Origin of the sequence: Lacinutrix jangbogonensis (assembly GCF_000797445.1) — a bacterium.
Taxonomy (GTDB): domain Bacteria; phylum Bacteroidota; class Bacteroidia; order Flavobacteriales; family Flavobacteriaceae; genus Lacinutrix; species Lacinutrix jangbogonensis.
Window position 1 is genome coordinate 153,222 of the sequence record NZ_JSWF01000044.1, and the last position, 23,923, is coordinate 177,144.

The 23,923-nt window shown below is 31.9% G+C and carries 22 protein-coding genes and 1 tRNA gene; 7 read left to right on the top strand and 16 right to left on the bottom strand.

What is annotated here, in order from left to right; translation table 11 throughout:
- Positions 1 to 162 precede the first annotated feature (162 nt).
- The 7 genes from RH82_RS16690 to RH82_RS16725 form a co-directional block, all read right to left on the bottom strand.
- Positions 163 to 669, bottom strand: a complete 507-nt coding sequence (locus RH82_RS16690; protein WP_156112520.1) for a hypothetical protein — start codon at positions 667 to 669, stop codon at positions 163 to 165.
- Positions 670 to 995: 326 nt separating this feature from the next.
- On the bottom strand, positions 996 to 2,021 hold the full coding sequence (locus tag RH82_RS16700; RefSeq protein ID WP_034062485.1) for an HAD family hydrolase: 1,026 nt from the start codon (positions 2,019 to 2,021) through the stop codon (positions 996 to 998).
- 70 nt (positions 2,022 to 2,091) lie between these two features.
- A complete protein-coding gene (locus RH82_RS16705) occupies positions 2,092 to 2,724 on the bottom strand; it encodes an outer membrane beta-barrel protein (protein ID WP_034062487.1) in 633 nt (210 codons plus the stop codon).
- A gap of 88 nt (positions 2,725 to 2,812) precedes the next feature.
- Positions 2,813 to 4,360 (bottom strand): arylsulfatase, encoded by a 1,548-nt coding sequence (locus RH82_RS16710; protein WP_034062489.1) that lies wholly within the window; start codon positions 4,358 to 4,360, stop codon positions 2,813 to 2,815.
- A 166-nt stretch (positions 4,361 to 4,526) separates the two neighbouring features.
- A complete protein-coding gene (locus RH82_RS16715; protein ID WP_034062491.1) occupies positions 4,527 to 5,192 on the bottom strand; it encodes a hypothetical protein in 666 nt (221 codons plus the stop codon).
- 293 nt (positions 5,193 to 5,485) lie between these two features.
- A complete protein-coding gene (locus RH82_RS16720) occupies positions 5,486 to 6,223 on the bottom strand; it encodes a DUF3575 domain-containing protein (RefSeq protein ID WP_034062494.1) in 738 nt (245 codons plus the stop codon).
- 541 nt (positions 6,224 to 6,764) lie between these two features.
- A tRNA-Leu gene (locus RH82_RS16725) sits at positions 6,765 to 6,846 on the bottom strand.
- A gap of 102 nt (positions 6,847 to 6,948) precedes the next feature.
- Between RH82_RS16725 and RH82_RS16730 the strand changes: the two genes are divergently transcribed.
- The 5 genes from RH82_RS16730 (at position 6,949) to RH82_RS16750 (ending at position 14,092) form a co-directional block, all read left to right on the top strand.
- A complete protein-coding gene (locus tag RH82_RS16730; RefSeq protein WP_034062495.1) occupies positions 6,949 to 8,337 on the top strand; it encodes a dipeptidase in 1,389 nt (462 codons plus the stop codon).
- 96 nt (positions 8,338 to 8,433) lie between these two features.
- Entirely contained in the window at positions 8,434 to 9,327 is an 894-nt protein-coding gene (locus tag RH82_RS16735) for a DMT family transporter (protein WP_052158406.1), read from the top strand.
- A gap of 86 nt (positions 9,328 to 9,413) precedes the next feature.
- On the top strand, positions 9,414 to 9,785 hold the full coding sequence (locus tag RH82_RS16740; RefSeq protein WP_034062497.1) for a BlaI/MecI/CopY family transcriptional regulator: 372 nt from the start codon (positions 9,414 to 9,416) through the stop codon (positions 9,783 to 9,785).
- An 89-nt stretch (positions 9,786 to 9,874) separates the two neighbouring features.
- Complete coding sequence (locus RH82_RS16745) at positions 9,875 to 12,847, top strand: M56 family metallopeptidase (RefSeq protein ID WP_081979288.1); 2,973 nt, start codon at positions 9,875 to 9,877, stop codon at positions 12,845 to 12,847.
- A 144-nt stretch (positions 12,848 to 12,991) separates the two neighbouring features.
- Positions 12,992 to 14,092, top strand: coding sequence for a DUF4407 domain-containing protein (locus RH82_RS16750; RefSeq protein ID WP_034062499.1), 1,101 nt, complete (start codon positions 12,992 to 12,994; stop codon positions 14,090 to 14,092).
- A gap of 51 nt (positions 14,093 to 14,143) precedes the next feature.
- On the opposite strand, the gene RH82_RS16755 is transcribed toward RH82_RS16750, so the two are convergent.
- The 9 genes from RH82_RS16755 to RH82_RS16800 form a co-directional block, all read right to left on the bottom strand.
- Positions 14,144 to 14,722: a PhnA domain-containing protein gene (locus RH82_RS16755; protein ID WP_034062502.1), complete on the bottom strand. Its 579-nt coding sequence runs from the start codon at positions 14,720 to 14,722 to the stop codon at positions 14,144 to 14,146.
- A gap of 62 nt (positions 14,723 to 14,784) precedes the next feature.
- Entirely contained in the window at positions 14,785 to 15,150 is a 366-nt protein-coding gene (locus RH82_RS16760) for an MmcQ/YjbR family DNA-binding protein (protein WP_034062504.1), read from the bottom strand.
- Positions 15,151 to 15,540: 390 nt separating this feature from the next.
- On the bottom strand, positions 15,541 to 16,155 hold the full coding sequence (locus tag RH82_RS16770) for a DUF4230 domain-containing protein (protein WP_034062506.1): 615 nt from the start codon (positions 16,153 to 16,155) through the stop codon (positions 15,541 to 15,543).
- Positions 16,155 to 16,901 carry a cyclase family protein gene (locus RH82_RS16775; RefSeq protein ID WP_034062507.1) on the bottom strand — a complete coding sequence of 249 codons (747 nt, stop codon included), beginning with the start codon at positions 16,899 to 16,901 and terminating at the stop codon, positions 16,155 to 16,157. The genes RH82_RS16770 and RH82_RS16775 overlap by 1 nt, the downstream gene beginning before the upstream one ends.
- A 344-nt stretch (positions 16,902 to 17,245) precedes the next feature.
- On the bottom strand, positions 17,246 to 18,373 hold the full coding sequence (hemW, locus tag RH82_RS16780; RefSeq protein WP_034062571.1) for a radical SAM family heme chaperone HemW: 1,128 nt from the start codon (positions 18,371 to 18,373) through the stop codon (positions 17,246 to 17,248).
- Positions 18,374 to 18,388: 15 nt separating this feature from the next.
- Positions 18,389 to 19,642, bottom strand: a complete 1,254-nt coding sequence (locus RH82_RS16785) for a hypothetical protein (RefSeq protein WP_034062510.1) — start codon at positions 19,640 to 19,642, stop codon at positions 18,389 to 18,391.
- Positions 19,617 to 20,537 (bottom strand): KAP family P-loop NTPase fold protein, encoded by a 921-nt coding sequence (locus RH82_RS16790; RefSeq protein WP_034062511.1) that lies wholly within the window; start codon positions 20,535 to 20,537, stop codon positions 19,617 to 19,619. Before RH82_RS16790 ends, RH82_RS16785 begins: the two co-directional genes overlap by 26 nt.
- Positions 20,538 to 20,577: 40 nt before the next feature.
- Positions 20,578 to 21,132 (bottom strand): crossover junction endodeoxyribonuclease RuvC, encoded by a 555-nt coding sequence (ruvC, locus tag RH82_RS16795; protein ID WP_034062512.1) that lies wholly within the window; start codon positions 21,130 to 21,132, stop codon positions 20,578 to 20,580.
- Positions 21,133 to 21,759: an outer membrane beta-barrel protein gene (locus RH82_RS16800; RefSeq protein WP_034062513.1), complete on the bottom strand. Its 627-nt coding sequence runs from the start codon at positions 21,757 to 21,759 to the stop codon at positions 21,133 to 21,135.
- A 45-nt stretch (positions 21,760 to 21,804) separates the two neighbouring features.
- On the opposite strand from RH82_RS16800, the gene RH82_RS16805 reads away from it, so the two are divergent.
- Complete coding sequence (locus RH82_RS16805; protein ID WP_034062516.1) at positions 21,805 to 22,779, top strand: lysylphosphatidylglycerol synthase domain-containing protein; 975 nt, start codon at positions 21,805 to 21,807, stop codon at positions 22,777 to 22,779.
- On the top strand, positions 22,776 to 23,900 hold the full coding sequence (locus RH82_RS16810; RefSeq protein ID WP_034062517.1) for a glycosyltransferase: 1,125 nt from the start codon (positions 22,776 to 22,778) through the stop codon (positions 23,898 to 23,900). Before RH82_RS16805 ends, RH82_RS16810 begins: the two co-directional genes overlap by 4 nt.
- Positions 23,901 to 23,923: the final 23 nt, after the last annotated feature.

A 23,923-nucleotide genomic window follows, 5' to 3' on the forward strand; every position in this document is an offset into this window, starting at 1 on the left:
AACAAATTTGTTATTTCGCTATTATCCATATAATAACAGGCGAATTAAATATGCAAAATAAGTTTATGCATGTCTGTTTTGCACCGTTTAATTTAACTATTGAATAAAACCCTTAAGCTGTATTAAAATTAATTAAAATACAGATGACACCCATATATAGAATTAGAACTTTTTCGCGATTCCAATACCGAGGTTAAAACTATCATATGCTTCAAAAATTAGATCATAGTTAAATGCAAAAATCACTTCCATTTCTTTCAATGGAATTTCTATACCATATTCTGCTCCAAATCGCGCAACTGCAAAACTCGCGTTGGCTTCCCATTCTATACCAAGGCCAATACCAATTCCGAAACTTTCTGATAGTTTATAAGAACTAACAAGAAGTGCAGATAAGGGGAATTCACGTTCCAATATTTCCTCGTTAGAGTCTTGGCGTTCTACTACAAACTCTTCAATAATTAGATCGGTGTGCAAACCAAGTGCCCATTTATGATTGAAACTATAATTGTAATTTATGGCAAATGAAGGGACTATTAACAAATCCTTATTACCATCTGACACGCCTTGACCTATAAAACTATGTGTTAGAAACAAGGCTACGGAATGCTTTTTAATCGCCTCAACATGTTCTTCATCCGCTTCTTGTTTTTCTTCTTGACTATACATTATCACGCTGCTAATCAGCATCAATGTTAGCGTAAGGTGTTTTTGTTTCATCATCGTGATTTCAATTTAATAAAATTCATTCTATATCTTCAAGCACTTCTACACCATCTTTTCCCAGCAGAACTAGATGTTAACTAGTAGCCCAATCATTATTTGTGATAAAAAAACATTTACCTGTAAAAAGACAGATACTCAAATCGAGTTGACCACCTATAGCATCCTTAAACTTAGGATTATGTTCTGATTTTGTTGTACTATCTTTATCGATTTCCTGAGCATACAGTATAAAAAAGCACACTAAAGCATCGTGTTGTTCTGATAATACTCTAATTTCTCTGAAAAGGATAAATAACCTTCCAATCTTTTGCCATATCAATTACAGACCAACCGTCTTTATTAGCTTGATCTAAACCCTTATCCAGTTTTCCGATATGAGAATCTCTATCATATGCCCATTCACGCACTGCATCGGTATGATGAAGATAGAGCATAAAACTTTTATGAGTATTAGATGCTGTCCATTGCATCATTTGCAAATCTCCGTCGGAATTTCCGGAAGCGAATACAGGTTTTTTACCAATTATTTTTTGAATATTTAATGGCTTCCCTTCTTTATCGTCATTATAATCTAGACCAGCTGTGCGTATAATTCTTGGATGACCAGCATTATAATCAAATTCCGTTGTAATTCTGCTTCCTATAATTTGTTCAGAAGGTATTCCATACACTGGAGACACAAATGCTCTCATAAAGTCTACACCACCGCCTGAAACTACATAGGTCTTAAAGTCGTTCGCTCTCAAATAGCCTAATAATTCGAGCATTGGCTGATACACTAGTTTATCATAACCTACCTTTTTAGTTGGATGTTTTGCAGTGCTAATCCACTCTTTAACGAGAGCATCAAATTCTTCCGTAGTATTTCCAACATGCGTTGTCATTAATAATTGACCAATGCCTTTCATACCAGATTTGATTACGGTTTCCATATCATCTTCTAGAACAGCTTTAAAGGGCTGTTGTTCTTTCCACTCCGGATGCTCCTTTGCCATTGCTTTAATTCTATCTAAAACAAAATACAATTGAAAATAGACAGGTTGCTCACTCCATAAATTACCATCATTATCAAAGGTTGAAATACGGTCGGCAATTGGAATAAAATTGTCGCTTCCTGTTGAAGTCACATCGGTAACATAGGCAATGATTGCGTCTTTAGTATTCGTATCATTCCAGGATGGTAATGGATCGACAACATCTGCAGTTCCTGTTTTAGGTGTTTCTTTTGAGTCTGTGATATCTTTACAAGCAACAAGCAAAAATAAAACAAGTAGTAAGCTTAGTATATTTTTCATAATTTTTAGTTTGGATTAATTTTGATTCCATTTTTGTAAGAACCAATTACTATAAAACTCCCAATTAAATTTAGTTGGTATCAATCTTAAATACGAGCCCTCCACTAAAGCCTCCAAAGATTAAAGTAGAACCAGTGTTAACGCCAGCTCCCCCTGAACCAAAATAAAAACCCCCATAATTTACTGGAAAAAAAAGATTCCCTTGAAGGTTGATCCCTACGATATCTGTAAACATATAGTTCACACCAGCTTTAAAACTAAATGCAAACCTTGTTTCACTACTAAAACTGCTATTCACAATATCTAAATTTTCATTTTCAGGACTTATCAACACCATTCCTAGGCCTGCACCTACAAAAGGTTTTAAAGGACCTTGTTTAAAATAGCGTGTTGCACCAATAAGAAACCAATCAAGGTTTAAATCTGTCAAACGTCGCTCAAATGGCGCGATAAAAACATCTCTGATTCTGGTTTCAGAGTTCATATTGTAATATGATACGTCTAACATCATGCTTGGTTGTAATTCAAAGGCAAGGTTAATACCAAATTGGCCACCATCTTCCATCTTAATATAATTAGGGCCGTAGTTCAGTTTGGTTCCAAACTGATACCCATATGACGGAGTAATTTCAAAAGATTGTGCACTAGCGTAGCTAGAAAATAATGCAATAAAAATTAAAAAAAGTAGTCGTTGTTGTTTCATAATTTTCCATTTAGCTATAATTATCAAATTCAATATAAAAAAAAGGGATTGTGTTAAAAAAACACAATCCCTTATAAGGTTTTAAAATTTATTTAGAACCAGAACCCTCTTCGAGAGCTTTCATTGTATCTCCTAAATTAAAACTTGCCGCTTTCATTCTTGGAGGATATGCCTTAAATGTAGCAATAAATTGACCTACATATTCAGAAGCTGGCAACAATAGAAAGACATGATCAAGATACCAATCCCAGTACGTATTAGATGTTGTAGTAGCCAACTCATAAGGATCTTGTCTTAAATTATAAAGCCAAGGGATTCTTGTTGTAACCATAGGTTTGGACCAAGTATCTAAAGTTCCTTGAGACGGTTGGTGCATAAAAGTCACTTTCCAATCATTAAATCGCAACGCCATTAATTCGCCATCATCAGAAAAATAAAACAATTCTTTTCGTGCGCCTTTTTTCTCTTTTCCAGTTAAAAACGGTAACATATTATACCCATCTAAATGTACTTTATAAGAACGTCCATTTTCTGTAACACCTTTCAATAAATTTTCTTTGATGTCTGGATTTCCAGCTGCAGCTAAATACGTTGGAAACCAATCCATTCCTGACATGATTTCATTTGAAACAGATCCAGCCTCAATTTTACCAGGCCATCTAACCATTGATGGGGTTCTCCAACCACCTTCCCAATTGGTATTTTTCTCACCTCTAAATGGGTTAACACCTGCATCTGGCCACGTATTTTTGTGTGGTCCATTATCAGTACCATATTGCACAATAGTATTATCTGCAACACCTAATTCATCTAATAAATCTAATAATTCTCCAACGTGCATATCGTGTTCAACCATACCATCGCCATATTCATTTTGTCCTGAAATACCACGTTTTGAATCTTTCACATGGGTTCTAAAATGCATACGTGTACCATTCCACCACACAAAAAAGGGTGTGCTCGATGATACTGCCTCTCTGATGAATTTTTTTGCTGCAGCAAGTGTTTCATCATCCACTGTTTCCATACGTTTTTTTGTTAATGGACCTGTATCTTCAATTTTCCCATCTGAATATGAATGGATGACACCACGTGGGCCATATTTTTTGGCAAAACCTGGATATAAAGCCGGATCTGGATAATCTTCTAATTCGGGCTCTTCTTCCGCATTTAAATGATATAGATTACCAAAAAATTCATCAAAACCATGATTTGTTGGTAGCATTTCGTCAAGATCACCTAAATGATTTTTTCCAAATTGTCCTGTTGTATATCCTAATGGTTTTAGCATCTCAGCAATAGTAGGATCTTTTACATTAATTCCTCCTGATGCACCTGGCATACCAACTTTACTCAAGCCAGTTCTCAATACACTTTGTCCCAAAATAAAAGAAGAACGTCCTGCTGTACAACTTTGTTCGGAATAATAATCTGTAAAAATCATACCTTCTTTTGCTACGCGATCAATATTTGGTGTTCTGTAACCAACAAGTCCCATAGTATAGGCACTTATGTTAGATTGTCCAATATCGTCTCCCCAAATCACAAGGATGTTTGGTTTTTTATCCCCTTGTGCATGGGAAAAAAAACTAGCTAATAAAAGTATAGCTAAAAATTTAATGGCTTTTAATTTCATATTTTTTTGTTTTTAGTGAGTAATTATATCAAATATAGTTTAAAAAAAGGTGTCATTAGCTATAACTACTGATCCTTTACGCCACTTATTTCGTTTTCTAACTGACCATTATGATGAGTGTTTTTAATACTCATCAGTTTGTTAGTAAACCCAATAGGTAGTGGTTTTATTTTTTATTAAAACTTTTAGCAATTGCTTTCACGTATTCTTTCGCTATTGCAGACGCATTTTCCGGCTCTTCAATTCTTGATGTTAAAACGGTTACCAATTGTTTTTCACCTTCTTCTTCTAAATTATAAACTACAGTTTCTAGAATATAGTTTGTTGCAGTATATGTCGTAGAGGTTTCTGGTACATAATTACCATAAGTAGAATACGACATTGGATTACGGTAGTAACCATAAAACCCTCCATAATATCTTGGATAATAACCATAATAGTTCCCTCCAACATAACCACCACCATCGCTAACTGTTTTAGAAAGTTCTTGAGTATCTTTAATTACAGTTAAGACAACACCATTAAAGCCTTCTTTTTTTAGCATGGCTTTTATCATTTTCTGTTTCTCTTCATCTATTTTTTGATCTGGATTTAGTTTAGGGAACTTTGTAAAACTAGCTGTAGCTTTAATTCCTTTTTCTTGTAATTGCTTTACAATTTCGTTCTCAAAAGCAATACGAGCAGATGTATTATCTGTTCTAGCTATAACTAGCATATTATTATCTTTTACTGAGCTTACATTTTCTGCTTTCCAAGAATTAAGAACCTTAACACTGGAACATGAGGTAAATGACAGTGCTATTAAACAAATAATTAAGTGTGTTTTTTTCATTATAAATTATTTTAAATATTAAATTATTAAAAGTGAATTATTATTAAAAGTGAATATTTACTGCAGTTGCAAAACTAGCAGTTGTTGATTCTAAGCGGAAACCGTCTTTTTCACAATCAAGAGTACAGCCGTTTAAACCTGTAAACTAGGCGTTTGGTGTCATATTAAATTTACATATAGAGTTAAGCGATTCGTTTTCTAAATCCCTTTGAGAAAAATCGTCAAATGAAAAGTAAAAAAGAAAGCGGAATAGTAGTGTGTTTTTCATATTTTAAAATTCTTGCAAAATTTATTTAAAATGAATAGTTTAGAGAGATACCATATCTAAAAGATGGCAATATAAATTTAGATTTTTCATCTGTAGCTTTAAATCTAAAATCGCCATCCAATAAGTCAAACAAACTGTATTGATCTAAAGCATCATTAAAATCATCATAAAACTCGTCAGGGAGACCTTGGGTGTTTTTTAGAGAAAAATTATAAGTACCAACACCGGGTCCTGCAATTAAAAAGTCTATGGCAAATCGTTTACTTATGGCCCATTTGTAACCAACCATAAAGCCTACAGACGTTACTTTAATATCGGCATCAAAAGCTATCGTAAAATTATCGCCTACATCATTACTATAAGTGCCATCTAAGTCCGAATTAAAATTACTATATTTTAGGTAGACTCCAAAATAAAAACCATCCATAGCATACTGTTGGGTTCTATTAAGATAATAACGTATTTCAGGAATTACTTTAAACCCTGAATAGGCAATATCACCTGTTTTTAGTTGTTCTCTATCTAAACCAGATAGTTTAATGATGCCCTCTTCGTCTTTTATTCCTATACCTAAACCTACAGAAATATGTTTCCCCAATAAGCGTTCGTATTTTAATTGTATCGTACCATCAATGATATCGGAAATTTCTATTCCAATTTGATTTTTAAACTGGTTTACTTCAGTCGCTTTTTCTTGAGCTGCAATTTTAATGGTAACGAGTAAAATAATGCTAAAAATTATCGCCTTTTTTTCAAAACTCATTATTCATTTTTTAACGTCTCTCTTCTTTTTAACAAAAACAGCAAAGGATTTGCATACAAAAATATTACAATAATTTTAAATAAAAAAATAATTAGTATTATCAAACTTTTCATCATTAAAAATTGTGTGTACTATTTTTTTGAGTTGAAACACGAAATAATCTTTGGATAGCCTTTCTCTAATAAAGAACAATCATGGTCTAAGAACCCTTTTTAACAACATTTTTAACAATCAACATCTTTCCAGAAATGGCTTTCGTTTTCACACCTTACTATTCCATTTAGAATAAGACGCTTTCACAAGATAACAATTAGCCATATCTAAAGACTCTGCAAGTTAGGAGGAGGTGTTTTATTTACAATTAAAGCTATTGTTTGATACTATAATTTCAAAATATTATTTTTTTAACGCCTCAATACTGTAAAGCTTATTTTGTAATAAGAAGAGCAATTAAAAGCAGTTATAAAAAATTTAGATTATAAAAAAAATGACCATTATACATAAAAAAAGCCAACTCGTTAAAGTTAGCTTTCTCTTGAAGTACGGGCGGAGAGACTCGAACTCTCACACCTCGCGGCACTAGATCCTAAGTCTAGCGTGTCTACCAATTCCACCACGCCCGCAAAATAGATGGCAAATATACAAATAGTTTCAACATTCAAACAATTCTTTTCTACAAAAAGTTTATCTCTTTTTGTACTTTTACTAAAATTCAATAAAATACTATGAAAAATATTCAATCTTACATTGAAAAAAACAAAGATAGATTCCTATCTGAATTGATAGAATTACTTAAAATTCCATCAATAAGCGCAGACTCTGCCTATAAGAATGATACCATTAAAACAGCAGATGTTGTTGCAAAAAGCTTGACAGACGCTGGTTGCGACGTTGTAGAAATTTGCGAAACAGAAGGCTATCCAATTATATACGCTCATAAAATAATAGACAAAAACCTTCCTACCGTTTTAGTCTATGGTCATTATGATGTGCAACCACCAGATCCATTAAATTTATGGACATCTCCTCCTTTCGAGCCTGTAATTAAAGAAACCAAATTACATCCAGAAGGTGCAATATTTGCACGAGGTGCCTGCGATGATAAAGGACAAATGTATATGCATGTTAAAGCAATGGAATACATGACGAGCACAAATACGCTGCCTTGTAATGTAAAATTCATGATTGAAGGCGAAGAAGAAGTAGGAAGCGTAAACCTAGCTAAATTTGTTAAACAGAATCAAGAGAAACTGAGTAACGACGTCATTTTAATTTCCGATACAGGAATGATAGCAAAAGACACTCCTTCAATTACAACGGGTTTACGTGGCTTAAGTTATGTAGAAGTTGAAGTTACAGGACCAAATAGAGATTTACACTCTGGTTTATATGGTGGCGCAGTTGCAAACCCAATAAACGTATTAACAAAAATGATCGCATCGCTTCACGACCAGAATAACCATATTACTATTCCTGGTTTTTACGATAATGTCGAAGAATTATCAAAAGAAGAACGCGCACAAATGGCAAAAGCACCTTTTTCTTTAGAAGAATACAAAGAAGCTTTAGATATAGACTCTGTTTATGGAGAAGCTGGTTACACAACAAACGAGCGTAATTCTATTAGACCAACATTAGACGTTAATGGTATTTGGGGAGGCTATACAGGAGAAGGTGCAAAAACGGTAATTGCAAGCCAAGCCTTTGCAAAAATCTCTATGCGCTTGGTACCTAATCAAGATTGGGAAAACATAACAGAACTCTTTAAAAACCATTTTGAAAGTATAGCGCCCAAAGGAGTGACCCTAAAAGTAACACCACATCATGGCGGACAAGGCTATGTAACTCCTATAGACAGTATTGGTTATAAAGCAGCGAGTAAAGCTTACTCAGATACTTTTGGCAAAACACCAATTCCACAACGTAGTGGTGGCAGTATCCCTATTGTTTCATTATTCGAGCAAGAACTAAAAAGCAAAACTATTTTAATGGGCTTTGGCCTAGATAGTGATGCTATCCATAGTCCAAACGAACATTTTGGCGTTTGGAACTATTTAAAAGGCATTGAAACCATTCCAGGTTTTTACAAGCATTTTACAGAAATGTCTAAATAAAATTAGGGTGTAACCACCTTTTGCTTTTAAAGAGCAAAAGGTGGTCGCGTCATCCGCTATATCTTTATTTTGCCATATATGGCAGCAAAATAAAGGATGCCACTACTACCACTTACACAACCAACCAAAGTGAAAGACCAACATCTTAAGCAGGTTTTAGAACTCACATTTGCTACTTTACTAATAAGTACATCTGGTGCTTTAGGCAAGTTTATAGATATGCCAGCTCCAGTAACAATTTGGTGGAGAAGTGCTTTAGGGATGCTATTTCTACTCCTTTTTTGTAAGTACAAAAACATAAATCTTAAAATCCAATCTAAAAGAGATTTAGGAGCTTTTATATTTAGCGCCTTATTTATGGCGTCACATTGGATCACTTATTTTATAGCCTTACAGCTCTCTAGCGTAGCAATAGGAATGTTATCTTTGTTTACTTTCCCTATAATGACAGCGTTTTTAGAACCTGTATTTACTAAAACAAAATTCGATTACATACATCTTCTTTTAGGCGCAATGGTGCTTTTAGGTATTTACATATTATCGCCAGCATTAGATTTTGAGAGTGATTCTGTAAAAGGTATTCTGTTTGGTCTATTTTCAGCATTTTGTTATGCCATGCGTATATTAATCCTTAAACAATATGTAAAACAATATCATGGCAGTAGTCTTATGTTTTTTCAATTACTAATTATGAGTATTGTTTTAGTACCAACATTATTCTTTTTAGACACCTCAAACATTAGCACTCAATTTCCGTATGTTATCATTCTTGCATTGGTAACCACGGCAATTGGTCACACCCTATTTATACAAAGTTTAAAACATTTTAAAGTAAGCACTGCAAGCATTATTGGCAGCACTCAACCTATTTTTGGGATTCTTATTGCCTTTTTCTTTTTAAACGAAATCCCAACATGGAACACTTTTTTTGGTGGTTTACTAATACTATCGACAGTAGTTATAGAAAGTCTACGCTCAAGAAAACACTAATCGCTTATTAAAATTTTATTCCTCTACGTTTGTAGAATTGAATTATATGCTCTACATTTGTAGAGAACAATCTAAACTTGTAGAACATGCAGCTTTCAAAAACCGAAGAAGATTTAATGAATTACCTATGGAAACTAGAAAAAGGGTTCATGAAAGACTTACTAGAAGCGTATCCAGAACCAAAACCTGCAAACACAACCGTTGCTACACTTTTAAAACGCATGAATGACAAAGGCTTTATTGCCTATAACTTATTTGGAAATTCTCGCGAGTATTATCCGTTAGTAAAGAAAAAAGACTACTTCTCTAAACATGTAAACGGACTCATTAAAAACTTTTTTAACGATAGCAGCTCACAATTTGCCTCATTTTTCACAAAAGAAACCAATCTGTCAAAAGAAGAACTGCAAGAATTACGAACCATTATTGATACAGAAATTAAAAACAAACCGCAGTAGTCCTATAATTTCAAACAGAGAATTAATCCTAATCTACAAGGTTAAATGAGACAAATAACAAAGAATAAAAACCAACGCATTAAATAAATATGGAACTCTTAATCTTAAAATCGGCAGTATGCCTAGCGATATTAATGGTTTTCTACAAACTATTTTTAGAACATTTAAGCATTCATAAGTTTAAACGCTTCTATCTATTAGGTGCTTTAGTGGCTTCAATAGTTATTCCGTTTATAACATTTATAGAATATGTAGAGCCTGTCTACTATGCAGAAAATAACGCTGTTTTTGTGGACACTGCCGCCTATTTACCTTCAGATGTTGTTATAAATAATGCAGAACCAACCAACTATTTAGCCATTATTCTTTGGAGTATTTATGGTTTAGGCGCTTTACTATTTGCAACTAAATTTTGTGTCAACTTATTTGGTATTATTTCAAAAATTAATAAAAATGAAAAACAAAAATATAATAATTATATCTCCGTTTTATTAAACGATTTAATAGTACCACACACCTTCTTTAACTACATATTTTTAAACAAAACAAAGTTTGAAGCAAAAGAAATTCCGAAGGAAGTACTGCTACACGAACAAACACATGCAAGTCAAAAACACTCGCTTGACGTATTATTTATTGAGGGTTTACAAATTGTATGTTGGTTTAATCCATTACTCTATTTTATAAATAAAGACATTAAACTTAATCACGAATTTCTAGCAGACGACGCTGTTTTAAAACAAGGTATAGACTCATTTACTTACCAAGAAACTTTGCTTCAATTTACTTCGACTGCGAATGAAATTCCATTGGCGCATGCCATCAATTATTCATTAATCAAAAAACGATTTACAATTATGAAAACAAAAACCTCGAAAAAAGCCATATGGCTTAGAAGTTTATTATTACTGCCTCTTTTAGCTGGATTACTTTTTAGCTTTAGCGGAAGAGAACAAGTAGAGAAGGAGATTGTTCCTGCTATGGAAATTAGAACTAATTCAAATATTGAAAAATATGAAGAAAGCATGTTTAAATATCTCGTAGAATTAGATAACTATAAAGAAAACGGAAAAACGAATGTATTGAGAAAAAAAGTAGTGGCTACTTATATGTTGATGATTGAAGATTATTCTAAATTAACTTCAGACGAAAAAAACAACACAGATAAACCTCAATCATTATCTATAGAATTTAGAAACGATCTACCAAATGACATAAAAACTAAAATAAATAATATTCCTTCTTCATTAGTAAACCCTCTTTTAGAAGTTAAATTAAATCCAACTAAACTTTACTTGAATGGAAACCTTACTAGCTTAGATAATTTAGAAAAGGAATTCAATCAGGTTACTAATAATAAAAAGTCAACCATCCATTTAAAATCTGACAGCACTCTTGAGAAAGATTTTATTCAAGAAATAGGAAAAAAACTAGGCGAAAATTTACAAAATATTACAGTTGCTATTGGTGAAACCAAAGTCAAAGGCAAGTTAACAGAACGTGAACAAAAGCTTATCGATATTCAAAAACCAATCCTTACAATAAACGGAATTTTTTGCGATGGTTGCAAACTCAGCCTTTCTAAAAAAGGAGTTGAAAAAATGATTTTAGGCACAACAACTGGAGATAACATTTTAGCTTTTAAAGTAAAATTTCCAGGTAACCCAACAGAATCTATCAAAGGAGACGCATTAAACGCTAAAGCTTTAAATTATTTAAATAAAAGCAACCTTGGAGTTACAGTAGCACTATTCGATATTAAAACTGTAAACAAAGAAAAACTATCTCCAGTTTTCATTACACTGGTAGATAAAAACGATAAAAAATATTCACGTTCTCCAAAGGTCGTAAAAGGTAAAAAATCAACTTTACCGCCACCGCCACCACCACCAACAAAAGCACCTCAATACGTAAAGGGTAAAAAATTATCCTTAAACCAAATTATTGAGAAGACACCAAAAGGCATAGAGTCAGGTTACGAGATGCTAAAAAACGGAGAATCCCACTATTACACTGTGTATCAAGGCAGAAAAACGTATTATAACAGCGATGGATTTATTACTAATAAAGAGGGAAAGGTTTTACCGCCACCACCGCCACCGCATGCAAAAGTAGTAAAAGGTGAAAAATCTAAATTACCACCGCCGCCACCGCCAACAAAAGCACCTCAATACGTGAAGGGTAAAAAATTAACCTTAAACCAAATTATTGAGAAGACACCAAAAGGCATAGAATCGGGTTACGAGATGCTAAAAAACGGAGAATCGCACTATTACACTGTGTATCAAGGCAGAAAAACGTATTATAACAGCGATGGATTTATTACTAATAAAGAGGGAAAGGTTTTACCGCCACCACCGCCACCGCCTGCAAAAGTAGTAAAAGGTGAAAAATCTAAATTACCACCGCCGCCACCGCCTCCAATGTCTTCATCGGACTATGTAGTACATATGGCAAAAAAAGGCGCTTCATTTTACTACAATGGAGAATCAATTAGTTCTGACAAAGCTCTTGATATTGCAAAAAACAATTCAGAAATTAATATCTCATCCTCTACAAATAATGGAAAGTCTATTATAAAATTATCTACAGAGCCAATTACTGTAGAAAACGGTAGAGTTAAAGCAATAGAGAATAGAAAAAAAATTAGTGAAGAGCGGAAGAAAGCTACTGAACAAAGAAAAAAAGAAAGAGAAAAAGTATTACAAATTAAACAAGAAGCAATAAAACAAAAAAGAGAAGCTCTTAAAGAGGAAGTAAAAGCTAAAAGAGAACGATATGAAGCAAGTAAAAATGAAGTAGCAATGAGTTTCACTTTTTCATCTCTTAAAAATGCAAAAAAAATAGAATGGAACAAAAAGTTAATAGAATCTTTTGGTAAAATTACTAATATAAAAAGCAAAGACTCAATAAGAGTTGTTTTAGAGATTGATGATAAGGTATTGTTAGGTAATAATATTTTAGAAAAATTCTCAACAGGTATTACTGGAACATATGGTAATATTGATACCGTTTATAAAAAAATACAGCAAATAATTAACGCCCTGGAGCCAGTAAAATAAAAACCTTAAATTAATAATTCGAAAAATTTCTACTCAGACCTGTCAGGTTTCAAAAACCTGACAGGTCTTTTTTTGTTAAAATAATGTAACAAAAAGCATGTTTTAACGTTCTAATAGTCTAATCATCAATCAAAATCAATCATCATGCTTAAACAATTCTTTATCATCTGCTCTGGAGCAGATACAGATATTCTTAAAAACAGTGCCAATGGCGAACAAAACAAATATGCTGGCATTGGTGCTACTGTATTTTTTACTGCTGTAATGGCATTTATAGCCTCTAGCTATGCTCTTTTTACAGTTTTCGATAACCTATTCGCTGCTATTGGTTTTGGGTTGGTTTGGGGATTATTAATATTTAATCTTGACCGTTTTATAGTGTCTACAATTAAAAAAAGAGACACTATTCTAGACGAAATTCTCCAAGCCTCTCCACGATTAATTTTAGCAGTTATTATTGCAGTTGTTATTTCGAAACCATTAGAATTAAAGATTTTTGAGAAAGAAATTAATCAGGTTTTATTGGAACAAAAAAATGAATTAACGTTGGCTAATCAAGACCAAATTGCACTTCAATTTAATCCAAAAACCGAAGCGCTTGAACAAGATATTACTGCGTTTCAAAGTGAAATTGCAACTAAAGAAACAGAGGTAAATGCGTTATATAGCACATATATTACTGAAGCCGAAGGCACATCGGGAACGAATAAATTAGGAAAAGGACCTGTTTATAAAGAAAAAAGAGAAAAACATGATGCTGCACTTGCAGATTTAAAACTGCTAAAAGAAACAAATACAGCAAAAATTGCTACTACTGAAACGGCGATTGCAAAACTAAAAACAGATTATGATACTCAAGTTGCGACTACACAACCAATAATAGATGGTTTTGATGGTTTAATGGCGCGTGTTAACGCTTTAAACACTTTACCTTGGCTACCTTCATTTTTTATTTTCTTGTTATTCTTAGCTATTGAAACGTCTCCAATTTTCGCGAAGCTATTATCACCAAAAGGTGAATACGATTTTAAATTAGAAGACCAAGAAACTGCTATTAAATCTTTAGTAGATCAAAAAGTACAAGAACGAAAATTAGCCTTGAAAGCAGATTTTGCTATTAATAATAAAGTCTATACAGCTATTGCAGAAGAAGATGAACTTTATGCGTATAAACGAAAAAAAGCACGAGAGCTCATGCAATTACAAGCGGATGCTTTTTATAATGGACAGAAGAAATTATTATAAACAAAAGAGGCTTACCAAATTGGTAAGCCTTTTTTTATAATTGAGTATTATCTATAATTTCTTAACGTATTCTGTAATAATAACTGTTAGCGTTGGACCAACCTTACCTTCAATAAAAGTTTCATTTTCACGATCTAAACGAATGTTTCTAACTGCTGTACCTTGTTTAGCAACTTGGCTAGATCCTTTTATTTTAAGATCTTTTATTAAAACAACAGAGTCTCCAGTGTTTAAAATAACACCATTTACATCTCTGTGAATTACTTTTCCTTCTTCATCTTCACCTTCTCCTGTTGATTTCGCAAATTCTAAAACATCCTCTTCAAGATACATCATGTCTAACAAATCTTGTGGCCAACCTTCTTTTCTTAAACGAGACAACATTCGCCATGCAACTACCTGTACTGCTTGGTGTTCACTCCACATACTATCATTTAAACAACGCCAATGATTAGCATCTGTAGCTTCTGGGTCTTCAATTTGGTCCACACATGTTTTACAAGCTGTAAGTGTTTCTTTTAAGCTTTGATCCTTTCTAGGCGCTAAAGTATGTAGTTGTAAATGCTCTTCGTTTTGGCATAATTCGCACTTACCATCTGCACGTTTATTTAATTCTCTTTCTAAACTCATAAGTATGTTATATGAGGCAAAAGTAAGGAATATTCTTTAGAAGATTTTCAGTTAAAGATAGTTTATAAATTCAAGCTATCACGCAACTTTTTAGTCATCCCTTTTACAACCATATCGTAAGAATGGTCTATTAATTCCATAATAAACTTGGATGATAATTCACCTTTGTAGATATAAATAGAATTCCAGTGTTTTTTATTAGAATGCCAGCCCCCAACAATACTTTCGTATTCTTCTCGAAGTTCTAAGGCGTAATCTGGATTACATTTTAGGTTTAATGAAGCTAAGCCTTGTTCCCATTTATCTAAAGGAGCTAATGCAAACATTTTTCCGGCGACTTTAAAGACTAGTGTACTTTGGTCGAAGGGGAAAGTTTCCTCCGTATGTAATTTACTAAGACAATAATCTCTAACTTGTTCTATGTTCATTTTAGCAGACGTTCCATTACTTTTTCGGGTTGCATAAGTTTGTAGTAACCAAATAAGCTATATAAACTGCAAGCATATAATATTTTTAACATCCAAACGTTACAAGGTTGAAATTTCGGTTCATTATTTATTGCCCTCATTCGTTTTTTTGAATAGCCGTTTCCTCTCTATTTTGACAAAATAAAAACGTCCATTATATAAGTAAAAACCAGCTAATCTGTAACTATGCGTGCAAAACCAACTTGTTTGTTGTCGAGATACACACCAAAACAAAAAGAATGTTATATTGATGTTTTAACAGCCTCAAGACTTCTTCGTTTAGACCAATACGCATTTGTTAAAAACTCATAAATTAAATTTAAATCTAGACGCGTTTTATCTGTTGATATCTCAATCGTTTTTCAACCTCTTTGTCTCTTCAGTATCAATCAATAATGCCGAATAATCCAGTTTCCAACCAATAGTCTGCACCATACCTTCTATAATTAATATTGAATCTAAAGCTTCTTTTTGAGCCATTTGAAACAAACCACTTTGTGGTACTTTATCTCTAATATGAAGCTTAGCTTCGTTATGTAAATCTGTTAAATCTTCCGCTTGAAACTTATTAAACATCCCATCTTGTTTATCGTAATATTTTAAATTTGTTTCTATGGAAAGAATTTCCGCAAGCGGAAAATGTTTTAAAGTCACCATTTTAGTTTGCGGATTGGCATCCATTAATATTTTAGACAAATCGAATCCAACATGTGCTTTAGCGTCAATAATTACTAATGCTTTCTTCTTACTTGAAACCAATTTTAAAAAACGTTCCTTAACATCTTCATAATGGTAAATTTCTGCAAAATCACCTTCTACACTAATAATTTTACAGACTCTTTTAATCTTATCTAAAAGGATAACAGATTGCGCATTTGCCAATTGTTTTCCTTTTATATGTTTTATATAGGTTCCAACACCTAAAGTGCCTAAAACCCCAAATATGATTGCGAAAACTATATCCATTATTCTATTTTATAAAGTACTGGTTTACTGGGTGTCGCATCATTCTCGAAAGGCGCAATTTGAAGGTTTAAAACATAACTTCCATCTTCCACTTTATTTGGTACATAGATAAATTCTGTAATTGTAGCTTCCGTTCTTATTTTTCTATTAACATCCCAAAAGGCTTTGTGTGCCAATAACTGACCATCATCTTTTTCCTTATCCACACTAGGCAAATCTATTAATAAATGTAGGATGCCTTTTTCTCTTATAAAATGCGCTGCTTCTTCTGTTAAGTAAGGCCAATTGGTATGAGAATATTGCTTCGCTTTTTTATCTTTAGTATTCGGCATTGTACGTATAACTATTGCTTCTGGCGATTTCCGTTTTAATAAATACTCAATTTGGTTTTTAGAAATCACCCGGTCTTCTCCAACCACTTCTGGAGCAACAGATATTACTTCTGCAGTAAACATAAAGCGTTTTAAGCATTTATTTATGCTATAAAATTTCTCGGTAATATGTCCAACACATTCTGTGTGCGTTCCGTGCGCATGCGGATTAAAATAGATATTATTAAAGTTAACAGCTGCGCCTTCTTTTACGCTTGCAACCCAATCATCTATAATTACAGGTTCAATTTTTGGAGGCTCTAAATACCATGCATTTGCATTACTCGTTAAAGCACGCAAAGGCATAGAAATGTCTAAAGGCTTGGATAAATCTATTTTAATTCTTTTTGAATTTACTTGTATTATTGTATTCATTTATGCCGAACTTGTTTCAGTAACTTTTGAAGATTAGTTATAAGTCTAAATATAAGTTTTTTAAATCTGGATTAAGCAAATTAATTAAATTCACTTTTCCAATTTTTAATCTGTTTCTCTCTTTTAAAAACCATTGGATATTCAGAAAGTTTTTGGAAACACATTAACTCATTAATATTATATCTCTTAGTAAAGTCGGTTGCTCTAACTTCCATATGCAGTGCACTCCAACTTTTAAAACACCTGTTGCTCCAACTTATAAAACAGTTTTATTTTTATTACTTAAAATATACATAAAACCTGTTTTTATATTGAAAATTTTGATTCTTTGAAAGATACTGAAACTAGTTCAGCATAAAAAGGTCTGAAGCAATACCATCGCTTAAAAACTTACCTTTTTTAGTTACTTTTAATTTTTTATCCTCAATATACAACAAATGTTCATCAATATGTTTTTGTGCTTGTTGCATCATGTAGTTTTCAAAAACAATGCCAAAACTAACTCTTATTTTTTCTATCGAAACTCCCCAAACGGTTCTCAAGCCTGTCATTACATACTCGTTATATTGATCGGTTTTTGTTAAGGTTTCAGTTTCAATTGGCAATTCGTTATTTTGAATAGCCTTTATATATTTTGTGTTATTTCTCACATTCCAACCACGTTGCTTCCCATTAAAAGAATGTGCAGAAGGACCAATACCTAAATAAGCTTTTCTTTGCCAGTAAGCCGAATTGTTCCTGCTAAAAAACCCTTCTTTTCCAAAATTAGACAACTCGTAATGCACAAAATTATTAGCCTCTAATGTATCTATTAAAATATGAAATTGCTCTTGCGCTAAAGCATCGTCGACATTATCAATAACACCTTTTTCTATAAAAGAAGCTAAAGCTGTTTTTGGCTCTACAGTAAGCGCATAACTTGAAATATGGTTAACACCAAAACCCAAAGCAATGTCTATATTCTCTTGCCATTCTTGGTTTGTTGTGCCTGGAATACCATAAATTAAATCGAGAGAAATGTTCTTGAAATGCTTTACCGCTTCTTCTAAACTCTGTTTTGCTTCTTGTTTATTGTGCGCACGATTCATGAGTTTTAAATCTTTTTCATGAAAAGATTGAATACCTATTGACAATCGATTAACTGGACTTTTAGAGAGTTCGAGTATTCGATTATTAGATAAATCGTCTGGGTTAGCCTCTAAAGTGATTTCTGGGCTTTCTGAAACTTTATAGTTTTTGTAAACAGAATCTATTATTCTATTTAGTTCTTCGGAAGTTAAAAGCGATGGTGTTCCACCTCCAAAATAAATGGTTTCGACTGTTGTGTTTTTAAATTCGCTTTTTCTAATTTCTATTTCTGAAATTAAGGCATTGATTAACTCGTCTTTCTTTTTCAATGATGTTGAAAAGTGAAAGTCGCAGTAATGGCAAGCTTGCTTGCAGAATGGTATGTGGATGTATATTCCGGACATTTTTTCGGTGCTCAATTATCTAATATCAATCGTTTTTGACTTTTCTAATTTATACCAATAAATAAATTGTTCTGAGTTTTCTTGAATAGAATTTTCATCCATATCTGAGATTTGATAATTATTTATTTCCACACTGTCTACTATAGAATGATTATACTCTTTTATTTTATTAAAAAGAAAATCAACATCTATTAATTTTTTCATGTATTCATAATTATCCCTTGTTAATCCTCCAAAAAACTCATTATTCCAGAAGGTAGGAAAATTCCTAATAAATAATTCCACTGACTCTACATTCACTAAACTTTCCTCTATGTTTTTTTTGTAATCTTTTGGATTATGTTTTTTCCAATAATGCATAATCATTTTATTAGAGATATTCTTAACATCATAATAAAATGGACTATCACTAATATTAAACTCTATTTTTGAAACAATTATTTTTTCTAATTCTTCTTTATATACTTTTTCGTCTTTAAATTCCCTAGTAAAATGACACAATTTGACTACATCCATTTTATTAGCCAACTCTATTATAAATTTACTTTCCGTAGCATCATCACTACTTAGTTTTTTTGCAATATTTTCAATTATTCTAATTGAATTACTATATCCGTAAATGTCTATTCCATAATCAGGGATAATATTAAGGTTATCAATTATAAATTCATAAAAGAAATTCCTACCGTCTTCAACTGAAACATTTTTAACTAAATCTTCAATTTTATAATATGCTCTATGTCCAGCTATTTGTTGAAAAAAATCTTCAAATAATATTCTTAATTCATCTGAATCCTCTTCTTTTATTCTTTGCTCAATAATTTTCAGTTTCACATTAGACACTTTTCTAAATGAATGGTAAGTAAAATACTTATCATAATGTAAAACAGAATTGATTTTCAAGTTTTGATCTAATTCCTCTGCATCTATTTTATTACTCAATGGAAAACTACCATCATTAACAGGGAATAAAAGGTTAAAAATCATAAAGGACTTCTTATGTTTATCTAATATAGATTTTCTAGTACCATTTATAGGTAAAGGATTACTTGAAGCTTCATCATTAAAATCTATATTAGAATTCAAAAAATTAAAAGAATGTTTTTTTAATATGTTATATAATTCTTCATCTTTCACTTTCAAGCTTTCAATCCAAAATAAATCTATAAGATTTACTTCGTCTCCTATAGAAAAAGCTCCAATCAAAAAAGAATTTAAAACTTTCAAAATCTCTCTTGGACTATTAAAAAAAACGGCCTGAAAACTCATATAGAATTAATATAAATTCCTCTTCTTTATTTGTCTTAAGCTTTTTAAATAAACTCTTCTTTATTAAATCAAATTTTGATTCAAAAAAGTATTTCAAATCTTCCTCTTCAATTCTAGGCAAGTGAATTGGTATATTAATTATTTTCTCTAAAAAAAACCTACCATCTTTTATTTCATCACCATATCTTTTACTTATCGCCTTAGACACATGTTCCGAATCTAATGGTATTAAATATATAAAGTTATTAAAATTACCATTTAACTTTACGATTTTTAATATTGTATAGATTTCATCTTTATCCAATCTATCAATGTCATCAATAAAAACTACAATTTTATAGTTAGAAACTTTTAATGCTTCATTAACTTTATCCTTAAGCTTATCTAACGTAATATCTTTTCCAACGAAATCTTCTCCTAAAGCTTTAAATATCTCACTAGGCTCAAAAGTAGCCGAAATTTTGTTTGTTGTAGAAATTCCAGCTGATGCTGAAATCTTAACAGCTTTAAGGTACTTACTAAATCTTAAAATACCTTTACCTACTTTCTGCAAGTTTGAATTTTTATCTACAAACATTGTTTTTGCTAACCCATCAAAAAAATCAAAAAGCATTTCTTCTTCAGTTGAATATCGCCAGGGATTAAAATGATACTTCAATATTCCTTTTTGAGCTTCTGTTTTTTTCCAAACATCAATTTTATTCTCTATTAGTTTTAAAAAAGATGTTTTGCCTTCTCCCCATTTACCATAAATCCCAATAGTCAATGGATTTGAATCATTAGAATTAAGCTGAATCAGTTGCTGAACTTTTAAGGCATAATGTTCGAAATTAAATAAATCATCTTCAATTCTTTCAATTGGATTATCTCCTAAAAAATGTGTGTTTTCAGACATATATAAATTTTAAAAATAGATTCCTACCTGCGCAGGAAAATCATTTCTTAACCCGTTTCTCATTCTGCTTTACAAAAGCACTCCAACCAGAATAACTTTTACCAATCTCAATACGCCCTTGATTATAAAAATGGCAAACTGCTGCAGCTAAACCATCCATAGAATCTAAATTTTTAGGTATTGTTTTTAAACCCAGCATACTTTGCAACATTTTCGCAACTTGTTCTTTACTCGCATTACCATTTCCGGTAATTGCCATTTTTATTTTTTTAGGAGCATATTCTGTAATGGGCACTTCGCGAGACAAACCTGCTGCCATGGCGACTCCTTGCGCGCGACCAAGTTTTAACATACTCTGTACATTTTTACCAAAAAAGGGTGCTTCAATTGCAATTTCGTCTGGATGATGGGTGTCTATTAACTCAATAGTACGCTCGAAAATAAGCTTGAGTTTAAGGTAATGGTCGTCGTACTTTTTTAAATCAAGCTCGTTAAGTTGCAAAAAATGCATCTTTTTATTTACCACTTTTATGAGTCCGAAACCCATAATTGTTGTTCCTGGATCGATACCTAAAATTATTTTTTCTTCTGCCATTTAATTACACGTTCTACAACCACTTAAAGACACTGAAGCTCCAACAGTTAATGTAAGCATATTACCATTAAAACTTCCTGTTCCATCTGCAATAGGATCGAAATCTTTTGCAAACCCTACAATATAAGAAGTATCTATAAATAACGAAAGTGTTCTAGAAACACCATAATGTAACTCTATTCCAGCCATTGCGTTTAAATACGAATTTTTATTCTCGCTATAGAAACCCAAAGGTTTTATCATGGTATATCCTGGGCCAGCATGCACAACAATGCCCATATTTTCTGGTAGAAATGAAATATAATTTTTAGTATCGTAAACAATTTGCACGTTTATTCTAGTGAAATTTAATTTAAAATCTGGAGCTGTTTTTGCATTCGAGAGACGGTTATAGCCAAAATCGAGTTTAACTCCTAATAACGGTTTAAACATATGCTGAATACCCAAATTAATAGTTGGGAAATTAGTTGCTTTAGCTTGAAACGGTTTCACAAAACCTGTTTGAGAAGGACTATTTAATCCAACTGCAAACAGCGCTTTCCATTTACTAGCCTCTTGCTGAGAAAAACTTAAAGTACTCACTAAAAAGAATGCTAAAAGCGAATAGTAATTAAAATTAGACTTCATTGTGTAATATTTGGTTTATTTTGCAATCACTATTCATTAACGCTTTTGAACAACGCAGTATCATACAAAACTAAACAATTCTTTTTTGTACTTATTAAATTAAGCATTGTTGTTGGTGCTTTTTATTTTATTTACAACAAATTAGTAAATAATGGTGCCATAGATTTTTCTGAATTCATTACATATTTGACTAAAAATAACGTTTTTTCGACTGAAAACATTCTTTTCTTACTCTTTCTAAGTAGTTTTAATTGGTTTTTGGAAATACTAAAATGGCAAAAACTAGTTTCTTATATTAAGAAAGTATCCTTTTTTGAAGCTTTACAACAAAGTTTAGGTTCGCTTACAGCATCTCTTTTTACACCAAATCGCATAGGTGAATATGGGGCAAAAGCCATCTATTTTTCAAAGCAATTTAGAAAACGAATACTATTATTAAACTTAATTGGAAACATGATGCAAATGGCAGTTACTGTTATTTTTGGTTGCATCGGATTTTTGTTTTTTGTAAGCCAATATCCAATTGAAATTAATGCCTATCGTGTAACTAGACTAGTAATAATTGTTTTAATGGTTTTTGGATTATTATTCATTGGAAGTAAACAGAAAAAGTTTAAAATAAAAGGTTTCTCTTTTGAAAAGGTCAAGCAATTTATTAAAGACTTGCCGTTTAGCATTAGCGGATTTAGTTTCTTAATATCGGTTTCACGATACTTAGTATTTTCTTTTCAGTTTTACTTTTTATTACACCTTTTCGGAGTTGAACTCGCCTATTTAGAAGCTATGATTATTATTACATCCATGTATTTATTGGCTTCTATAATTCCGACTCTATTTATATTAGATGTGGTAGTTAAAGGCAGTGTTGCAGTCTATTTATTCTCGTTTCCTGGTGTTAACGAATTCACCATATTATCAATAATTACTATAATGTGGTTATTAAATTTTGTGCTTCCAAGTGTTTTTGGAAGTTATTATGTGCTTAATTTTAACGTCGAGAAACAAAACGATTCGCTATGATTTTAATTCTAATAATCATAACCTTTTTATATTTAGCATTAATTTTGACTCTAGCTTTTGGTTTCGATAAAGTTGCCGTTTTTAAAATTGAGGATATAAAAGCCGAAACCAAATTCTCGATTATTATACCGTTTAGAAATGAAGCGGAAAATTTGCCTGAATTACTTGTTTCAATTGGTAAATTAGATTACCCCAAATCTCATTATGAATTTATTTTTGTTGATGATGAATCTGAAGATGATTCGGTAGACATTATCGCTCGATTTCTGACTTCTTTTCAAAATAAATCAAGCGTAATTAAGAATATTAGACTTACAAATTCACCTAAAAAAGACGCCATCACTTCTGCTATAAAAACAGCGAAACACAATTGGATTGTAACGACTGATGCCGATTGTATATTACCAAAATACTGGCTCGATACTTTAGATTGTTTTATACAGCAAAAACAATGTGAAATGATAGTTGCTCCTGTAACTTACTACAAGAACAATTCATTTTTAAAACGTTTTCAGTTGTTAGATTTTTTAAGTTTAATTGGTGCTACAGTAGGTGGTTTTGGTATTGGTAAACCGTTTTTATGTAATGGTGCAAACTTAGCGTACAAGAAGACCTTGTTTTTAGAACTTAATGGCTTCGATGGGAATAACGAGATTGCAAGTGGAGACGACATTTTCCTACTTCAAAAAGCGATTAAGCATAACGTAAATGCTGTTCAATTTTTAAAATGTAAATCTGCTATTGTAAAAACAAAACCTCAACCAACTTTACAATCATTAATTTCTCAACGTAAACGTTGGGCTGCGAAGACTTCAAACTACAACTCTACTTTTGGCAAAATAGTAGGTTTAATTGTTTTACTTATGAATGCGTCTCTAGTTTGTAGTTTTTTGCTTGTGTTACTTGGCCTACTTCATTTTAAACCTTTACTGTATATTTTTGCAATAAAGAGTCTTGTCGATTTCTTGCTTATTTTTAAAACTGCTCGATTTTTCAATCAAGAAAACCAGCTATTCAATATTATCTTTTCCAGTCTATTGTATCCTTTTTTTAGCGTCTACATTGCTTTTATTTCTATGTTTTTTAAATACAAATGGAAAGGTAGAAGTTTCAAGAAATAATATATAAGTCAGTTAAAATTTAT

Bases quoted from the DNA above. Each gene is read 5' to 3' on its own strand.
- RH82_RS16690 (WP_156112520.1), bottom strand. From the start codon at position 669: ATGTATAGTCAAGAAGAAAAACAAGAAGCGGATGAAGAACATGTTGAG.
- RH82_RS16700 (WP_034062485.1), bottom strand. From the start codon at position 2,021: ATGAAAAATATACTAAGCTTACTACTTGTTTTATTTTTGCTTGTTGCT.
- RH82_RS16705 (WP_034062487.1), bottom strand. From the start codon at position 2,724: ATGAAACAACAACGACTACTTTTTTTAATTTTTATTGCATTATTTTCT.
- RH82_RS16710 (WP_034062489.1), bottom strand. From the start codon at position 4,360: ATGAAATTAAAAGCCATTAAATTTTTAGCTATACTTTTATTAGCTAGT.
- RH82_RS16715 (WP_034062491.1), bottom strand. From the start codon at position 5,192: ATGAAAAAAACACACTTAATTATTTGTTTAATAGCACTGTCATTTACC.
- RH82_RS16720 (WP_034062494.1), bottom strand. From the start codon at position 6,223: ATGAGTTTTGAAAAAAAGGCGATAATTTTTAGCATTATTTTACTCGTT.
- RH82_RS16730 (WP_034062495.1), top strand. From the start codon at position 6,949: ATGAAAAATATTCAATCTTACATTGAAAAAAACAAAGATAGATTCCTA.
- RH82_RS16735 (WP_052158406.1), top strand. From the start codon at position 8,434: ATGCCACTACTACCACTTACACAACCAACCAAAGTGAAAGACCAACAT.
- RH82_RS16740 (WP_034062497.1), top strand. From the start codon at position 9,414: ATGCAGCTTTCAAAAACCGAAGAAGATTTAATGAATTACCTATGGAAA.
- RH82_RS16745 (WP_081979288.1), top strand. From the start codon at position 9,875: ATGGAACTCTTAATCTTAAAATCGGCAGTATGCCTAGCGATATTAATG.
- RH82_RS16750 (WP_034062499.1), top strand. From the start codon at position 12,992: ATGCTTAAACAATTCTTTATCATCTGCTCTGGAGCAGATACAGATATT.
- RH82_RS16755 (WP_034062502.1), bottom strand. From the start codon at position 14,722: ATGAGTTTAGAAAGAGAATTAAATAAACGTGCAGATGGTAAGTGCGAA.
- RH82_RS16760 (WP_034062504.1), bottom strand. From the start codon at position 15,150: ATGAACATAGAACAAGTTAGAGATTATTGTCTTAGTAAATTACATACG.
- RH82_RS16770 (WP_034062506.1), bottom strand. From the start codon at position 16,155: ATGGATATAGTTTTCGCAATCATATTTGGGGTTTTAGGCACTTTAGGT.
- RH82_RS16775 (WP_034062507.1), bottom strand. From the start codon at position 16,901: ATGAATACAATAATACAAGTAAATTCAAAAAGAATTAAAATAGATTTA.
- hemW (WP_034062571.1), bottom strand. From the start codon at position 18,373: ATGTCCGGAATATACATCCACATACCATTCTGCAAGCAAGCTTGCCAT.
- RH82_RS16785 (WP_034062510.1), bottom strand. From the start codon at position 19,642: ATGAGTTTTCAGGCCGTTTTTTTTAATAGTCCAAGAGAGATTTTGAAA.
- RH82_RS16790 (WP_034062511.1), bottom strand. From the start codon at position 20,537: ATGTCTGAAAACACACATTTTTTAGGAGATAATCCAATTGAAAGAATT.
- ruvC (WP_034062512.1), bottom strand. From the start codon at position 21,132: ATGGCAGAAGAAAAAATAATTTTAGGTATCGATCCAGGAACAACAATT.
- RH82_RS16800 (WP_034062513.1), bottom strand. From the start codon at position 21,759: ATGAAGTCTAATTTTAATTACTATTCGCTTTTAGCATTCTTTTTAGTG.
- RH82_RS16810 (WP_034062517.1), top strand. From the start codon at position 22,776: ATGATTTTAATTCTAATAATCATAACCTTTTTATATTTAGCATTAATT.